This is a genomic window from Streptomyces sp. NBC_00582 (assembly GCF_036345155.1).
Lineage (GTDB): Bacteria > Actinomycetota > Actinomycetes > Streptomycetales > Streptomycetaceae > Streptomyces.
This window is the reverse complement of record NZ_CP107772.1, coordinates 3,000,366-3,016,974: the sequence shown is the minus strand read 5'-3', so window position 1 is coordinate 3,016,974 and position 16,609 is coordinate 3,000,366. Positions and strand designations below refer to the sequence as shown.

Annotated in this window: 14 protein-coding genes; 8 read left to right on the top strand and 6 right to left on the bottom strand. The window is 72.5% G+C overall.

The window, feature by feature from the left end; all coding sequences use genetic code 11:
* The first annotated feature begins 133 nt into the window (after nt 1–133).
* Genes OG852_RS13030 through OG852_RS13020 form a run of 3 tightly spaced genes read left to right on the top strand, consistent with a single transcriptional unit; the run spans nt 134 to nt 2,901 of the window.
* Nucleotides 134–1,471 (top strand): ferredoxin reductase family protein, encoded by a 1,338-nt coding sequence (locus OG852_RS13030; RefSeq protein WP_133914602.1) that lies wholly within the window; start codon nt 134–136, stop codon nt 1,469–1,471.
* A gap of 10 nt (nt 1,472–1,481) precedes the next feature.
* On the top strand, nt 1,482–2,162 hold the full coding sequence (locus OG852_RS13025; protein WP_330348004.1) for an FMN-binding protein: 681 nt from the start codon (nt 1,482–1,484) through the stop codon (nt 2,160–2,162).
* A gap of 1 nt (nt 2,163) precedes the next feature.
* Nucleotides 2,164–2,901: an FAD:protein FMN transferase gene (locus OG852_RS13020; protein WP_133914600.1), complete on the top strand. Its 738-nt coding sequence runs from the start codon at nt 2,164–2,166 to the stop codon at nt 2,899–2,901.
* Nucleotides 2,902–3,274: 373 nt separating this feature from the next.
* On the opposite strand, the gene OG852_RS13015 is transcribed toward OG852_RS13020, so the two are convergent.
* Together OG852_RS13015 and OG852_RS13010 are read right to left on the bottom strand one after the other, a co-directional pair.
* Complete coding sequence (locus OG852_RS13015) at nt 3,275–5,350, bottom strand: ArnT family glycosyltransferase (protein WP_330348003.1); 2,076 nt, start codon at nt 5,348–5,350, stop codon at nt 3,275–3,277.
* The gene (locus OG852_RS13010) at nt 5,347–6,255 is read right to left on the bottom strand and encodes a glycosyltransferase (RefSeq protein ID WP_330348002.1); all 909 of its coding nucleotides are present in this window, start codon (nt 6,253–6,255) and stop codon (nt 5,347–5,349) included. Before OG852_RS13010 ends, OG852_RS13015 begins: the two co-directional genes overlap by 4 nt.
* Nucleotides 6,256–6,503: 248 nt before the next feature.
* Here OG852_RS13010 and OG852_RS13005 point away from each other — a divergent pair, with 248 nt between their 5' ends.
* Genes OG852_RS13005 through OG852_RS12995 form a run of 3 tightly spaced genes read left to right on the top strand, consistent with a single transcriptional unit; the run spans nt 6,504 to nt 8,997 of the window.
* Entirely contained in the window at nt 6,504–7,655 is a 1,152-nt protein-coding gene (locus OG852_RS13005) for an ABC transporter ATP-binding protein (protein ID WP_166663616.1), read from the top strand.
* Entirely contained in the window at nt 7,652–8,332 is a 681-nt protein-coding gene (locus OG852_RS13000; RefSeq protein ID WP_133914596.1) for an ABC transporter permease, read from the top strand. The genes OG852_RS13005 and OG852_RS13000 overlap by 4 nt, the downstream gene beginning before the upstream one ends.
* Complete coding sequence (locus OG852_RS12995; RefSeq protein WP_133914595.1) at nt 8,329–8,997, top strand: ABC transporter permease; 669 nt, start codon at nt 8,329–8,331, stop codon at nt 8,995–8,997. Before OG852_RS13000 ends, OG852_RS12995 begins: the two co-directional genes overlap by 4 nt.
* A 108-nt stretch (nt 8,998–9,105) precedes the next feature.
* Here the strand turns inward: OG852_RS12995 and OG852_RS12990 are convergent, their stop codons facing one another.
* The 4 genes from OG852_RS12990 to OG852_RS12975 are packed head-to-tail and all read right to left on the bottom strand — an operon-like array spanning nt 9,106 to nt 13,418.
* Nucleotides 9,106–9,705: a GTP-binding protein gene (locus tag OG852_RS12990; RefSeq protein ID WP_330348001.1), complete on the bottom strand. Its 600-nt coding sequence runs from the start codon at nt 9,703–9,705 to the stop codon at nt 9,106–9,108.
* Entirely contained in the window at nt 9,692–10,141 is a 450-nt protein-coding gene (locus tag OG852_RS12985; protein ID WP_133914593.1) for a DUF742 domain-containing protein, read from the bottom strand. The genes OG852_RS12990 and OG852_RS12985 overlap by 14 nt, the downstream gene beginning before the upstream one ends.
* A gap of 32 nt (nt 10,142–10,173) precedes the next feature.
* Complete coding sequence (locus OG852_RS12980; RefSeq protein WP_059202334.1) at nt 10,174–10,650, bottom strand: roadblock/LC7 domain-containing protein; 477 nt, start codon at nt 10,648–10,650, stop codon at nt 10,174–10,176.
* Nucleotides 10,647–13,418 carry a sensor histidine kinase gene (locus tag OG852_RS12975; protein WP_330348000.1) on the bottom strand — a complete coding sequence of 924 codons (2,772 nt, stop codon included), beginning with the start codon at nt 13,416–13,418 and terminating at the stop codon, nt 10,647–10,649. Before OG852_RS12975 ends, OG852_RS12980 begins: the two co-directional genes overlap by 4 nt.
* A gap of 346 nt (nt 13,419–13,764) precedes the next feature.
* On the opposite strand from OG852_RS12975, the gene OG852_RS12970 reads away from it, so the two are divergent.
* Together OG852_RS12970 and OG852_RS12965 are read left to right on the top strand one after the other, a co-directional pair.
* Complete coding sequence (locus tag OG852_RS12970; RefSeq protein ID WP_330347999.1) at nt 13,765–14,724, top strand: ABC transporter substrate-binding protein; 960 nt, start codon at nt 13,765–13,767, stop codon at nt 14,722–14,724.
* A gap of 10 nt (nt 14,725–14,734) precedes the next feature.
* On the top strand, nt 14,735–16,597 hold the full coding sequence (locus OG852_RS12965) for an aromatic amino acid lyase (protein ID WP_330347998.1): 1,863 nt from the start codon (nt 14,735–14,737) through the stop codon (nt 16,595–16,597).
* Nucleotides 16,598–16,609 lie beyond the last annotated feature (12 nt).

Below are 16,609 nucleotides of genomic sequence, written 5' to 3'. Positions count from 1 at the left end.
CGTTCCCCCGCGCCAGACCCGCGTGCCCTCCGCGCGCGGATCGATAAACTCTTGAAAGTTGTACGACAGCAAATCGACAGCACAGCACGGACAAGCTCTGTGTTCTGAGGACCCGATCAAGGAGTTTCCGTCCGTGACGACCGTCCAGTCGCCTCCCGTTCCCCCCACGGCGATACGTCCCAAAGTAGTGGCCCGCACCGGCCTGTACGCCGTGCTGGCCGCGAACGCGGCCGTCGTGACCCTCTTCGCCGCGCAGGCCGGCTTCGCCTCCAACGCGCTCGTCGTGATCGGCCGGTTCGCCGGTCTCTACGGCGCGCTGCTGATGGCGTTCCAGCTCCTGCTCGTGGCCCGGCTGCCCTGGCTGGACCGCCGCATCGGCATGGACCGGCTCACCAACTGGCACCGCTGGACCGGCTTCGGCCTGCTGTGGACGCTGGTCGGACATGTGGTGTTCATCACCCTCGGCTACGCCCAGTCCTCCTCCCTGGACCCGGTCGGCCAGCTCGTCGACCTCGCCGAGACCGTCGAGGGCGTGCTGCGCGCCGCCGTCGCCATGGTGCTGATCCTGGTCGTCGGCGGTGTCTCGGCCCGCTGGGCCCGCCGCCGTCTCGCCTACGAGACCTGGCACTTCGTCCACCTGTACACCTACGTCGCCGTGGTCCTGGCCTTCACCCACCAGGTCGCGGTCGGTACGACGTTCACCGCGTCCTCCGCCGCCACCGCGTACTGGTACGGCGTGTGGGCCGTCGCCCTCGGCTCGGTGGTCCTCGGCCGGGCGGTCCTGCCGCTGTGGCGCAACTGGCGTCACCAGCTGCGCGTCGAGAAGGTCGTCCCCGAGTCGGACAACGTCGTGTCCGTCTACATCACCGGCCGGGACCTGGACCGGCTGCCCGCCCGGGCCGGCCAGTTCTTCCTGTGGCGGTTCCTGACGAAGGACCGCTGGTGGCAGGCGAACCCCTTCTCCCTGTCCGCCGCCCCCGACGGCACCCGGCTGCGGCTGACCGCCAAGGCCGCCGGTGACGGCTCCGCGGGACTGCGCCACATCAAGCCCGGCACCCGGGTCTTCGCCGAGGGCCCCTACGGCGCCTTCACCGCGATGCACCGCACCCGCCCCGAGTCCCTCCTCATCGCCGGCGGTGTCGGCGTGACGCCCATCCGGGCGCTGCTGGAGGAGATCGAGGGCCACGCGGTCGTCGTCTACCGTGTCGGCGGGGAACGCGACGCCGTCCTCTACGACGAGCTGCGCGACCTCGCCGTCGCCAAGGGCGCGGAGCTGCACCTGGTGACCGGTCCGCCGGTGCCGGACCGGCTGGCGCCGCGCGAACTGGCCGCCCTCGTCCCGGACATCACCGAGCGGGACGTCTTCCTGTGCGGGCCGCCGCCGATGATGAACGCGGTGCTCGGCACCCTGCGCGAGCTCGACGTGCCCAAGCAGCAGATCCACTTCGAGCGTTTCAGCCTGGCGGGATGAGAGAGACGACGTGAAGCGAGCAATCCCCGTTCTTGTCCTGTCCGTGGCCGGCCTGATCCCCGTCTGGCGCTACGAACCGTCCACCGGCACCTCCACGGCCTCCTCCGCCGCCGAGTCGACCCCCTCCACCTCCTCCTCGGGCACCACCTTCACGGGGACGACCGTGAACACCGAGAAGGGCGACGTCCAGGTCAGCGTCACCTACGACGGCGACCGGATCACGGCCGTCAAGATGCTGAAGCAGCCGAACCATCCGCAGACCACGGCGGCGGTGCCGAAGCTGATCTCGCAGACGCTTCAGGCGCAGAGCGCGGACGTCGACACCGTGTCCGGCGCGACCATCACCAGCGACGCCTACAAGGAGTCCCTCCAGGCCGCCATCGACCAGGAGGCGGCCGCCGCATCGGCGTCCCCGTCGGCGTCCTCCGCCTCACAGGTGGTCGCGGGATCCACCGTGGCCACCGAGAAGGGCGACGTCCAGGTCCAGGTGACCTTCGACGGCGACCGGATCACGGCCGTGAGGATGCTGAAGCAGCCGAACCATCCGCAGACGACGGCGGCGGTGCCGAAGCTGATCTCGCAGACGCTTCAGGCGCAGAGCGCGGACGTCGACACCGTGTCCGGCGCGACCATCACGAGCGACGGTTACAAGGAGTCCCTCCAGGCCGCGATCGACGCGAAGGGCGCCTGACATGCACCGGGTCGAGCACGTCATGGGCTTCCCCGTGTCCCTGCGCGTCGACGACGAACGGGTGCCGTCGGGCGCCGCCGACGCCGTCTTCGCCTGGCTGCGGGAGGCCGACGGGCGGTTCAGCCCCTTCAAGGAGGACAGCGAGGTGTCCCGGCTGGACCGGGGCGAGCTGACCCCCGACGAGGTGAGCGACGATCTCGCCGAGGTGCTCGGCCTGTGCGAGGAGTACCGGGTCGCCACCGGCGGCGCCTTCGACGTACGGCTGCCCGGCCGGGGCCTCGACCCCTGCGCGGTGGTCAAGGGCTGGTCGGTGCAGCGGGCGGCGGAGCTGCTGACCGGGGCCGGGCTCACCCGCTTCTGCCTCAACGCCGGTGGTGACGTGGTCGTCTCGGGCGGGCCCTGGCGGGTCGGCGTACGGCACCCGCAGGTCGCCGACAAGCTGTGCGCCGTCCTCGACCTCCGGGACGCGGCGGTCGCCACCTCCGCCCGGTACGAGCGCGGCGACCACATCCTCGACGGCCGCACCGGCCTGCCCGCGACCGGCCTCGACAGCCTCACCGTCGTCGCCCCGACCCTCACCCTCGCGGACACCGTCGCCACGGCCGCGTTCGCGCTCGGCGCGCAGGGCGTGGAGTGGGCTGCGGGGCGGGATGGCTGCGAGGTGTTCGCGGTGCTCGAGGGCGGCCGTGTCCTGCGCACCCCGGGGTTCCCGACGACGGGGGAGCGGGCCGTCGCGTAGGCGCGAAGCTCTCGACTTCCTCAAGTCGCGCTTGACGTGCGGTCCGTGCGGGGCATCCCCCTGCCACACAGATCCGTGGCGAGAGGCAACGGGGGGCAGGAGAGATGGAGTTCCTGGTGATCGCGGGGTTCGGGCTCGTCGTGCTGTTCGTGGTGGGGGCCCTGAGCGGGAGCGGGTCGTCGCGCCGTCGGCGCAGGGGCGGCTGGGGGGACGGCGGGGGCGGCGGCTGCGGTGACGGCTCGTCCTGCGGGGGCGGTTCGTCCTGTGGCGGCGGTGGTTGTGGGGGCGGCGGGGGAGGCGACTGATCCCTGAAGACGCCGAGGGGCGGGCCGCCGGAGGGGGATCCGGCGGCCCGCCCGTCCTTCCCGGCGGTTCAGCTCACGTCGGAGGCGTCCAGGCGGTACAGACCGCTGTAGTCGGAGACCTCCGTGCCGTTCTTCTTCACCCAGGTCGAGATCTCCGAGTTCGAGGAGCCCTGGCCGCTGTCACTGATGACGATGTAGTGCAGCTTGCCGGACTTCACCAGGGACTTGAGCTTGGCGAGGGTCATCGCGTTGTCGCTGCCGGACCAGCCGCCCATCGAGATGACCGGCCGACCGGACTCCAGGATGATCGAGGAGGCCGTCTGGTCGGTCGCGACCGCGACCAGCCAGGTGGCGCCGTCCTGGTTCTTCTCGAGGTAGCTGATCATCTCGGAGCCGACCTGGGTGCCACCGCCCGTGCCGCCGCCGCCGCGGGTGGCGTCCGTGCCCGACTCGCTTGCGGACGGGGGCCGGCCCATCGACTGACCGTCGGAGCCGCTGGAGCCGCTCGTCGAGCTGCTCGAACCGCCCGGACCGCCGTCGCCGCCGGGACGCTGGCCGCCGCCCATGCCGCCCCCCGTGCTGGGACCGGCCGTCGGGTTGGTGCCGTTGGTGCCGGAGGTCGCCGCCGAGACCGAGTAGGCCGCGGGACCGGCGAGCAGGGCCACGACCGCCGCGAGGGCCGCGACGCCCATCAGCCGGTGCCGCCGGGTGAACCGGCCGGCCAGCAGGCCGAGGACGGACAGGGTGCCCAGGGCGGCCACCGCGATCTCCGCGGCCGTGTACAGCGTGCCCGAGCCGGAGACCCGCTGGAGCAGGACGACCGCCCAGACGGTGCCGGCCGCGACGGCGGCCGGGAGCACCCAGGCCCTCCCCCACTCTCGGCTTCGCTCGAGCGGGGGGACCCCCACGGCCGCCGAGCCTTCACGGAAGGCCTGGTACAGCATGACCCCGCCCGCACCGGTCAGGGCCGCGATGCCGGGCGCCATGGCGGTGACGTAGTACGGGTGGAAGGTGCCCTCGGCGAGGGCGAAGGTCAGGTAGTGGAGGACGAACCAGCCGCCCCACAGGAGCAGCGCCGCGCGCCGGGCGTCGGTGCGGGGGGCCCGGCCGCGCAGGACCAGACCGGCCACCAGGGCGATCGCCGCGAAGGGGATCAGCCAGGAGATCTGGCCGCCCATGATCTCGTTGAACATCCGGTACAGACCGGCCTCGCCGCCGAAACTGGCACCGTTGCCCTGCGAGCCCACCGAGGAACTCGCCCCGAAGATCCGGCCGAAGCCGTTGTAGCCGATGACCAGGTCCCAGACCGTGTTGTCGGTGGAGCCGCCGATGTAGGGGCGGGAGGAGGCCGGGATCAGGTCGACGACCACCATCCACCAGGCGCTGGAGACGACGAGGGCGACCGTGCCGACGGCGAGGTTGCGGATCCGGCGCCCGAGGGAGGCGTTCGCGGCCCACAGGTAGACCAGGAAGAACGCGGGCAGGACGACGTAGGCCTGCATCATCTTGGTGTTGAACGCGAAGCCGATCGCGACGCCCGACCACACCAGCGGCATCAGCCGGCCGGTGCGCACGGCCTTCAGCAGCGCGGCCGCGCCCAGCAGCATCAGGAAGACGAGGATCGGGTCGGGGTTGGTGTCCCGGGTGATGGCGACCGTGATCGGGGTGAGCGTCAGGGCCAGGGCGGCGATCGTCGCCGCGACGGGGCCGAAGTCCCGCTTGACCAGCCGGTACAGCAGGGCGACCGAGCCGACCCCGACGGCCGCCATCGGCAGCGTCAGCTGCCAGGTGCCGTAGCCGAGGACCCGTGCCGACAGGCCCATCACCCACAGGGCGAACGGCGGTTTGTCGACGGTGATGAAGCTGCCGGCGTCCAGGGCGCCGAAGAAGAACGCCTTCCAGCTCTTGGTGCCGGAGTAGACGGCCGCGTTGTAGAAGGTGTTGCCGGAGATAGAGGAGAGGTTCCAGGCGTACAGGGCCGTCGCGAGGACGAGGACCGCCCAGAGGGCCGGGCGGGCCCAGCGCGGGTCGTCGGGGGCGCCGGTGAACAGGCGCCGGGCCAGGCTGCCTCGGTTCGGGGGCGCGGCCCGGTGGCGGGACCCGTCGTCCCGGACGGGGGCGGGCGGTGGGGCGAGGGTCGTCATGACGCGTACTCCAGGTGGGCGTTCGCCCCGGTGGGCCGGGCGGTGGGGACGGGGGTGACGGTGGTGCGCGCGGCGGGCACCCGCGGGGTGCTCGTGCGGCGGGGGACGGCGGGGATCCGGGTGTGGCCGGTGAGGGTGGAGCGGAGCATGCGGGCCATGCCCTTGAGGTCGTCGACGGCCGTGCGGACGAGGTCGACCCGGCTGTCGGGGTCGTCGGTCCAGTCGACCGGCACCTCGTGGACCCGCAGTCCGTTGCGCTGGGCCAGGACCAGCAGTTCGGTGTCGAAGAACCAGGCGGTGTGCTCGATGTGCGGGGCCAGGGCCCGGAAGACGTCGGTGCGGACGGCCTTGAAGCCGCACCGCGCGTCCGAGATGGGGGTCCCCCCGCTCGAGCGAAGCCGAGAGTGGGGGAGGGCCCCGAGACCGACCTCGAGCAGGAGGTTGTAGGAGCGGGAGACGAACTCCCGCCTGGCGCCCCGGACCACGGCCGCCTGCCGGTGCGGCCGGCTGCCGATCGCCAGGTCGCTGTGGCCCGACAGGAGCGGCGCGACCCGCGGGAGGAAGGCCTCCGGGCCGGTGGACAGATCGACGTCCATATGGGCGACGACGTCCGCCGTGGACCGCGACCACACGTGCTTCAGGGCGCGGCCCCGGCCCCGGCCCTTGTGCTCCAGCCGCTGGGCGTGCGCGTGCGGCAGACGCAGGGTCAGGTCGGTCGCCACGATCCAGGTGGCGTCCGTGCTCGCGTTGTCCGCGATCGTGATGCGGAACGGGAACGGGAAGGAGTCCTCGAGGTGTGCGTGGAGACCACCGATGCTGTCGGCGAGGACGTGTGCCTCGTTGCGCACCGGCACCACGATCTCGACCGAGCGGCGCCGGACGCCTCCCGCGTTCGTTGCGTTCATGGCCCTGACGATGGGGGCCGTCTCTGGGCAATCCCTGAGCCGCTTCTGAGGGGAGGGTGAGAATCAGGGGACTCACAGGTGGGGCACAGGGGACCGGTAAACCGTCGGGTGCCGCCCAGCATCTGAAACGCGCCATACACCGGCCGATCTTCTGAAACACAACCGGTCTAGACTCTCCCCGCAACAGTCCGAACTCGTGTGGTCGAGAACGGGCGGAGGACGGCCAGACCCGAAGGGTGTTCGGCGTTTTGATACGGATAGATTCAGTCACCAAGCGGTACCCGGACGGCACGGTGGCGGTCGACCGGCTCTCCCTCGAGATACCCGACCGCGCGATCACCGTCCTCGTCGGCCCCTCCGGCTGCGGCAAGACGACGACCCTGCGGATGATCAACCGGATGGTCGAGCCCAGCGAGGGCACCATCTGGATCGACGGCAAGGACAGCCGGCAGCAGCCGGTCAACACCCTGCGCCGGTCCATGGGTTACGTCATCCAGAACGCCGGTCTCTTCCAGCACCGCACGATCGTCGACAACATCGCCACCGTGCCCCGGCTGCTCGGCTGGAGCAAGGACCGGGCACGCTCCCGGGCCCGGGAGCTGATGGAGCGCGTCGGACTCGACGCCTCCCTCGCCCGGCGCTACCCCTACCAGCTCTCCGGCGGCCAGCAGCAGCGCGTCGGTGTGGCCCGGGCGCTCGCCGCCGACCCGCCGGTGCTGCTGATGGACGAGCCCTTCTCCGCCGTCGACCCCGTCGTCCGCAAGGGACTCCAGGACGAACTCCTGCGCATCCAGGACGAGTTGGGCAAGACCATCGTCTTCGTCACCCATGACATCGACGAGGCCGTCAAGCTCGGCACCATGGTCGCCGTGCTGCGCACCGGTGGCCGGCTCGCCCAGTACGCGCCGCCCGCCGAACTGCTCTCCGACCCGGCCGACGCGTTCGTCGAGGACTTCCTCGGCGCCGACCGCGGCATCCGCCGGCTGTCCTTCTTCTCCGCCGCCGGACTCGACCTGCTCACCGCGCCGATCGTCGCCGTCGACGCCACCGCCGAGCAGCTCGCCCGCGCCGCGAAGGGCGCCCCGTACCTCCTCGTCACCGGCATCGACGGCAAGCCGCTCGGCTGGAGCGAGCCCGGCGCGCTGACCGCGGGGAGCATCGACGGCGGCCGACTCCTGTCGTACGGACGGCCGTTCGTCGCCGGACGGGACTCGCTGCGCTCCGCCCTCGACTGCGCCGTGCTGTCGCCCACCGGCTGGGCGGTCGCCGTGGACGGCGAGGGCCGCGCCACCGGTGTGGTCTCCCAGACCGCCATCGCCGAGGCGATCCGCGGCGCCCACGAGGCCGGCACGGACAGCGCCGGGGCGAGCGGCGCGAGCGAGCCGAAGGCCCTGCGATGAACCGCTTCTTCGACATCCCGAGCGACCTCCAGCACGACTGGATCGGTCTCGTCGGACTGCATCTGCGCGAAGCCCTGCTGCCGGTCCTCGGCGGGTTGCTGCTGGCCCTCCCGCTGGCCCAACTGTGCGTGCGGCTGCGCTGGTTGTACCCGCCGGTGCTGTGGGTGACGACCGTGCTCTACGCCATCCCGTCCCTGGCCTTCTTCGTCGTCCTCATCGACTACACCGGCCAGACCGAACTCACGGTGATGATCCCGCTCACCGTCTACACCCTGGTCGTGCTGGTCCCGGCGATCGTCGACGGCGTCCGCTCGGTGCCGCAGGAGACCCTCGCCGCCGCTGCCGCGATGGGCTTCGGCCCCGTACGCCGTTACGTGCAGGTCCAGTTGCCGATCGCCACCCCCGCGATCATCGCCGGACTGCGGGTGGCGACGGTGTCCAGCATCAGCCTGGTCAGCGTCGGCATGCTGATCGGCAACCAGGGCGCCCTCGGCAACCTGCTGCACGACGCGCAGATCTACAACCGGCCCGAACTGGCCTGGAACTCCGTACTCACCACGGCCGCCCTGGCGGTCCTGCTGGACGCCGTCCTGGTCGGCGTACGGGTCCTGCTCACCCCGTGGATGCCGAGCGGATCCGGCGCCACCCGCACCCGGAAGGAGGCCGCGGCCCGGTGAACGTCCTCAACTTCATCAGCTCCTTCTTCACCGACGGCGCCCACTGGCAGGGCTACGACGGCATCCCCACCCGGCTGCTGGAGCACCTCCAGTACTCCCTGGAGGCGCTCGGCCTCGCCGCCCTGATCGCGCTGCCCGTCGGCCTGGTCACCGGCCACTACGGCAAGGGCGGCAACGCCCTCACCCTGATCGCCACCGCCGCGCGGGCGCTGCCCACCTTCGGTCTGCTGGTGCTCATCGTCATCATCGCCGGTTTCGGCATGCTGCCCGTGATGATCCCGCTGGTCGTGCTCGCCGTCCCGCCGATCCTCGTCACCACCTACGAGGCGGTGCGCTCCGTCGACCGCTCCCCGGTGGACGCGGCACGCGGCATCGGCATGTCGGAGTCCCGGATCCTGCTCCAGGTGGAACTCCCGGTCGCGCTCCCGCTGATCCTCGGCGGGCTGCGCTCGGCGGCCATCCAGATCGTCTCCACGGCCACCATCGCCGCGTACGTCGGCCTCGGCGGCCTCGGCCGCTACATCGTCGACGGGCTCTACCAGCACGACTACGAGAAGGTCGTGGGCGGCGCCGCCCTGGTCGCGGCGATGGCCCTCGCCACACTGGGCATCTTCTGGGCGCTGGGCCGCGCGACGGTGTCCCCGGGGGTCCGACGAGCGGGCTGAGCTGTCGAAGGGGCGCTGGGACAAGCGCCCTGAAAGGGCGCGGGGAACTGCGCGACCGGCCACGACCGGCCCGCGGTTCCCCACAACCGCAGGACGTGGGGACCGTACCTACCCGCCGCTCCGGGCGAGCGCCTGCTCCAGCACCACCAGCAGAGCGTCCCGCACCGAACCCCGCTCCCGCGCGTCGAACACCAGCACCGGAACGCCCTCGGAGACGTCGAGGGCCCAGCGGACCTCGTCCAGCGAGTGGTCGACCCTCCCGTCGAAGGCGTTGACGGCCACCGCGAACGGGATCTGCTTGTGCTCGAAGTAGTCCACCGCGGCGTAGCAGTCGTCGAGCCGGCGGGTGTCGACGATGACGAGACCGCCGACCGCGCCCTCCACGATGTCGTCCCACATGAAGCCGAAGCGTTCCTGTCCGGGCGTGCCGAACAGATACAGCTTCAGCGTCGGGTCGATGGTGATGCAGCCGAAGTCCATCGCCACGGTGGTCGTGGTCTTGCGCGGGGTGTGGCTCAGGTCGTCCACCCCCGCCGCGACCTCGGTGATGGCCGCCTCGGTGGTCAGCGGCTCGATCTCGGAGATCGAGCCGACGGCGGTGGTCTTGCCCACGCCGAAGCCACCCGCGATCACCAGCTTCACCGGCAGCGGCGGCCGTACGGCGGCCTGGCCGGCGGCCGGCCGGGCGAGTGGTTCAGTCGGAGTCACGGAGTACCCCCCGGGAGTCGGGGATGGCCCGCAGGCCATCGATAACCCTGCGCAGGACGGATGCGTCGTGGGTGACGCCGGAGTCGGGCACGTGCACCGACAGCTGCCCCGCCGACCGCAGGTCCTCGGCGAGTACCCGCACCACGTTCAGGTGCAGCCGCAGCCGTGCCGCGATCTCCGCGATGGACTGCGGCACCCGGCAGGCGGCAACGATGTCGTGCGCTTCGAAGGACAGCCGGTCGAGTGCGTCGATCCCGCCGGTGGTCGCCACGAGCTGGGTCTCCACGGGCATCGCCCGGCCGGACGAGGCCTCGCCCGCGCCCGCGACCCGTCCCGCGGTGACCAGGAAGGGCCGTACGGCGGGCGCGGGGCCGACCGGGCCGGGAGGCACGAGCGGGTCCTCGCCGGCGCCGTGCGGGCTCTGGCCGTCCGCCATCGGTGTTCGCTTCCTCTACCGGTGGCCCGCGGTCAGCGGGTCCTGGTGGCGCCGACGCTGTTCTTCAGCTCCAGGACGAGCTGCGGGCTCAGCGCGGCACCGGCGCGGTTGGCGAACACGGTCATCTCGTACGCGATGTTGCCCAGCTTGGCCTCCTTGTCGGTGACCACGCCGAGGACGGCGCCGCTGCCGATCGCGGAGACCAGGACATGGCCGCCCTCCAGGTCGATGATGACCTTGTTCAGACCGCCGAGGCCGTAGTTGCCGGAGGCGCCCGCGGCCAGGCTGGTGATGCCGGAGACGATCGCCGCGAGGCGCTCGGAGTCGGCGTGCTCGCGCAGCTCGGACACCGCGATCAGCAGCCCGTCCGAGGACACCGCGATGGCGTCCACGACGCCGGCGGTCTCGGTGGCGAAACGGTTGAGCAGCCAGGTGAAGTCGGCTGCGGCAGCCCGCAGATCGGTCGGCGTGGTGTCTCCGGTGGGAGTTCCACCTGTCGACGTGCTCACTGCTCGGCTCCTTCCGGAAGGTGGTTCTGGTGGTGCGGGGGGTTCCGGTGGTCGTCCGGGACCCGTGGGTCGTGCGGGCTGTGCGCGTCGTCGGGGAGTGTGAACGAGCCCGTGTCGCGGTGGGCGCGTTCCACGGCCGCCTCGAACTCCTCCATCGCGTCCCTGACGGCGTCCGCGTCGGCGGGCCGCGCCGCCTGCCGCGCCATGGCCGCGGAGGCGTCCACGGTCGTGCGCAGGGTGGCTCCCCGCACCCGCCGCCGCAGCGGCCGGGCCCCTTCGGCGGCAGCGGGACGCTCCTCGCCGAGGGCGGCCGCGGGCGCGGCCGCGGGGGCGACGGAGTCGGGGGCGCGGGTGTGGGGCGCGGGGGGCGCCGTACGGCCGCCGGGGGCCGACTCCGTTGCCGGGGCCGTCGTCCGTCCGTCCGAAGCGGCCGCCGCGGCCGGAGCCGCCGCACGTCGGTCGGACGCCGACGCGGGGGTGCCGTGGGACTCGACTCCGGTCGCCGCGACGGCCGCCCTGGTGGTGCGGCGCGGCAGCGCGGGGGCCTCATCGCCGCTCTCCTCGGGCGTACGGCTGTGAGCGCGCGGCCCCGGCACGGCCCCGGCGGTCTCCGTGGCCGGCTCGGGGTCCCGCTCGGCCCAGGAGGGCTGCTCGCGGCGGGGGACCCGGCGGGGCAGCGAGGTCGACTCGTCGCCCGTGGGCGAGGTCGCGGCGGCGGTGGGACCGGTGGCGGGGACCGACGCGGCCGGCAGGGGCTGGGCGGCGGTGGTGGCCGGCACGCCGACACCGCTGAGCGTCAGCAGCAGCGTGGACGGGATGCGGACCTCGGCCGTCACACCGCCGCCCGGCGTACGGGACAGGGCGACGTCGACGTCCCAGCGGCGGGCCAGCGCACCGACCACGAACAGACCGAGCACCTTCGTCGGCACGAGGTCGAGCCGCTCACGGCGCACCAGCCGCGCGTTCTCCTCCGCGAGCCGCTCGGCGCTCATGCCGAGGCCGTGGTCGGAGACCGTGATCGACGCGCCGTCCTGGTCGGAGCCGACCCGCACCTCGACCGGGCTGCCCTCCGGCGAGAACGACACGGCGTTCTCCAGGAGTTCGGCGATCATCAGGGTGAGGTCGCCGACGATGTCGGGCTCCACGACGGCCTCGCGGCCCGCGTGCAGCCGCACCCGCTGGTAGCCCTCGATCTGGCCGAGCGCGGCACGCACCACGTTGGTCAGCTCGGTCGGCCCGGAGTCGAGGACGGTCTCGCGGATGCCGGCCAGCAGCATCAGGCTGTCGGCGTTGCGGCGCAGCCGGACCGCGATGTGGTCGATGGAGTAGAGCCGCTCCAGCAGCGCCGGGTCGGTCTCCCCGCGCTCCACCCAGTCGATCAGGGCGAGCTGGCGGGTCGTCAGGTTGGAGACACGGCGGCCGACGTTGCCGAACATCTCGGCGACGTTGCGCCGGCTGAGCACCTGGCGCTCCAGCAGCGCCGCCGCCGTCGTCTGCACGTTGTTGAAGGCCTCGGCGAGCTCACCGATCTCGTCGTCCGCGGTGACCGGCAGCTCGCGCAGCCGCGGGGAGCCGGTCTCCTCGGCGTCGTCGTCGGCGACCCGGGCGAGCTCGCGCCCGGCGACGTCGGCGACCTCCTGCGCGGCACCGGTGAGCGCCAGCACCGGGCGCACCACCGAGCGCCGTACGAGGATGGAGAACGCGATCCACAGCGCGAAGCAGATCAGCGCCAGGTTGAGCAGCAGACCGGCTCGCCACTGGGCGCTGACGGAGGCGTCGTCGGCGCGGTCGGCGATCTGGTCGATCAGCGAGGTGGTGATCTTCAGCCGGGTCCCGGCCTGCGCGCTGTAGTCCGGGTACGAGTCGAGGGCCACCCGGAACGCGCGGCGGGTGTCCGCCTGCGACTCGGTCTGCAACGCGCTCGGGTCGACGGCCAGTTCGGCGAAGTGCTGGCTGATGGTGGCCTGCGCGGAGTTGTGCTCGATGCCGCCGAGCTCGTCGGCCTGCGCGTCGGAGGCGAACCGGCCGAAGCGGTCGGCCTGGTAGGTGTACAGCTCGTACGAGCCGACCGCGCCGGTGTACTCGATGAGCGCGTTGCTGTCGCCGGTGCGGGCGGAGAACACACCGGTCTCGTAGGCACCGTGGGCGGAGTCGGCGCGCAGCAGCGAGTCGAGCAGGTTGCCGGTGAAGGTGCTGGCCAGGTTGGAGTCGCGGTCCAGGCCCAGCCCGTCGATGACGGCGTCCGAGGCGCCGGAGTACGCCGGGTCGATGTTGTCGGCGGGCAGATAGCCCTGCTCGATCGTGCTCCGCAGTCCCGCCAGGCCCTCGATCCCGCGCAGCGCCTGCGCCTCGCTGTCCGGCAGCCGGTCACCGAAGGCGTCGACCACCTTGCGGACCTGGGCGTCCACGGCGAGCTGGGCCTTGCGGTAACCGTCCGTGGAGGGCGTGCCGCCGTCGAAGGACGCCTGGTGCCGCACCGAGAGCAGGATCGCCTGCTGGTGCTCGTCCTGCAGGTCGGAGACGAGCCGGGCCACCTGGGTGCTGTCGCGCACCAACTGGGCGGCGTCCTCGGCGCGATTGGACTCCTGGACCAAGTCGACGAAGAGGTACGCCAGCATCACGGCGATGACCCCGAGCGGAATGCCGACGAGCAGGTTCAGCTTGCGCTGGAAGGGCCACCGGTCGGCGAAACCCCGCAGGCCCCGGCGCACGGACGACGGTGCCGAAGTTGCCGACCGGGCGGGCGCGTCCACCTCTTTCGTGGACACCGGGCCTCCTTCGAAGGGGTGTTGCGGGCGTGCCGGGCCACGCGTGTGGCCGAATGTGAGTGAAACGGCATTCGAGTGGCCCCCGCACACCGTTGTGGCCGGTGCCGACTCCGGCGACGATATCGCCTATCTGATCGATCGAGCACGTCGCCCTACGTCAAGAATCCATTACGAAGAGCCCCCTAAACCTCCAGGAAGGGCTTTCAAACACTACGCAACTGACCACGAACCGAAGCGAATCGGTAACAGAACCGCTCTTGACTGATGAAGAACCAGGTGGATTGGATCAGGCCAGGCTTCACCGCCCGTCAGTTCCTCATCGCCCCCCAGAGCTCGGAACGGAACCGTGACTTCCAACGCCCACAGCAGCAGGTCCAGGTCCCTCAGGAACACCGGCGCGGCGGCCGTCGCGCTCACCGCGGCGACGGCCCTGCTCGCAGGATGTGGCTCCTCCGACGACAAGTCCGACCCGCTCGCCGGAGACAAGGCGGCGGGCGGCACCGTCGTCGTCGGCTCCAACAACTTCGCCGAGAGCATCCTGATCGCCGACATCTACGGCGAGGCCCTGAAGGCCAAGGGCATCAAGGTGTCCTACAAGCCCAACATCGGCAGCCGCGAGACCACCTACGGCCTGCTCAAGAACGGCTCCATCACCGTTCTGCCGGAGTACAACGGCTCGCTGCTGGCCTACCTCGACGCGAAGGCGGAGCAGAAGTCCCTCGCGACCGTGAACGCGGCGGTCAAGGCCAAGCTCGACTCCAAGCTGACGCTGCTGGAGTCCTCCCCGGCCGAGGACAAGGACTCCGTCACGCTCAACAAGGAGACCGCCGACAAGTACAAGCTCACCTCCGAGTCCAGCCTCGCCGACCTCAAGGAGGCCGCGCCCGACCTGGTCCTCGGCGGCTCGCCCGAGTTCCAGACCCGGCAGCAGGGCATGGTGGGCCTGGAGTCGGTGTACGGCCTGAAGTTCAAGTCGTTCAAGGCGCTGGACGCCGGCGGCCCGCTGACCCAGGCCGCGCTGAAGAAGAACACCGTGCAGGCCGCGGACATCTTCACCACCGACCCGACCATCACCAAGGAAGGGTTCGTCGTCCTGCAGGACCCGGAGAACCTCTTCGGCTTCGCGAACGTGACGCCCCTGGTCTACAAGAGCGGCCTCTCGGACGAGGGCGTCGACGCGCTCAACGCCGTCTCCGCCAAGCTCGACACCAAGACGCTGCTCGACCTGGACTCCCAGGTGCAGCTCGAGAGCAAGGACCCGCTCGACGTCGCCAAGGCCTGGCTGAAGTCCGCGGGCCTCGACTGACGTTCCTTCGTTGGCGACGCCTCTCGACCCCCCGCCGGTCGTCCTGACCGGCACCGGCCTCACCGTCGGCGAGCTGATCGCGCTCGCCGACGGTGAGGCCGTGCCCGCCGTGGCCCCCGAGGCCCGCGAGAGGGCCGTACGCTCCTGGCGGGCCGCGCAGCGTCTCGCCGCCGAGGGACGGCTGTACGGCCGGGGCACCGGCGTCGGCGCGCACCGCTCGGTGACCGTCGAGGAGGGCGACGAGAGCGCCCACGGCCTGCGGCTGCTGCGCAGCCACGCGGGCGGCGCCGGCGCGCTGCTGCCCGCCCGTCAGGTCCGGGCGATGCTCGCCGTCCGCGCCAACCAGCTCCTGGCCGGCGGCTCCGGCATCCAGCCCGCCTTCGTCGACGCCCTCGCCGAGGCGCTGCGCCTCGGCGTCCACCCGGCTGTCAACGAGTACGGCGGCATCGGCACCGGCGACCTCACGGCCCTGGCCCAGACGGGCCTGACCCTGATCGGTGAACGCCCCTGGGTGGACGCCGCCCCGTCCTCGTCCCCGGAGGCCGCCGCGCGTCCGGGCCCCGTCCGGCCGGAGGCCGGCACCCGGGGCGGCACGCCGGCCAACGCCCCGGACGGCGACCTGTTCGACTCGGCGGACGCCGCCTGGCGGATCCCCGACCGCCCCACCGGACCCGACGGCGAAATGGTCGGCTGGCCCAACGTCTCCTGGCGGGGCCCCGGCCCGGACCCGGCCGCACACCCCGCGCAGTCCGAGCCCGGCGCACCCACCGCCGCGATCGTGCCGCCCGTCGTGACGGCGGGCGGCGGGCCGGCCGGATCGACCGTGGTCTTCCCGACGGTGGCGCGTGCCGCGCAGTCCGAGCCGGACGCGCCCCCCGCTGAGATCACGGCTGCGGAGGTACGCCCCGCGCCTGCCGGCCCCCGCGCCCTGCCCGCCCCCGTCGCCCTGCGGCCGGGTGACGCGCTCGCCCTGCTCAGCAGCAACGCGCTGGCGTTGGGGCAGGCCGCGCTGGCTCAGCACGGGCTCGATGTGCTGCTGCGGGCCACCCATGCCGTGGCCGCGCTCTCCCTGGCGGCCGTGGGCGGGTCGGCGCAGGCGTACGCGGCCGCCGTGCACGCACCGCGGCCGTACCCGGGGCCCGCACGGGCCGCCGGCGAGGTGCGGCGGCTGCTCGGGATCGGGGACGGATCCGGCGCGGCGCCCGGTCGGCGGATCCAGGACCCCTTCGGGTTCCGGGCCTTCCCCCAGGCGCACGGCTGCGCCCTGGAGGCCTGCGAACGGCTGCGGACGGTCGTGGAGGTGGAGATCAACTGCCCCTCCGAGAATCCCCTCGTCGCGCCGGACGGCACCACCGCCCACCATCACGGCGGCTTCTTCGCCGCGCCCCTGGGCCTCGCCCTGGACGCGGCCAACCTCGCCCTGCTCCAGACCGCCCAGCTCTCCGTGGCCCGGCTGGCCGCCCTCGGCGATCCGGACCTCACCGGACTGCCCGCGTTCCTCGCCGCCGGACCCGCGAGCAGCTCGGGCACCATGATCCTGGAGTACACCGCCAACTCCGCGCTCGCGGAGCTGCGTTCGTGCGCCGCGCCCGCCTCGGCCGGGCACGCCGTCCTCTCGCACGGTCTGGAGGAGGCCGCCAGCTTCGCGGGCCAGGCCGCCCGGCAGACCCTCCGGGCGGCGGAGGCCTACGGCACCGTCCTCGCCTGCGAACTCGTCACCGCCGTACGGGCGTTGCGGCTGCGCCCGGTGCCTCCTCCGGTGCCCGCCTACACCCTGGCGGCGGCCGCCCTGCCGCTCGGCACGGACGACCGCCCCCTGACCGGCGACCTCACCGCGGCGGCCGAACTGCTGCCGCGGCTCGCGCGGTTGTGACCCGCTGAGGGA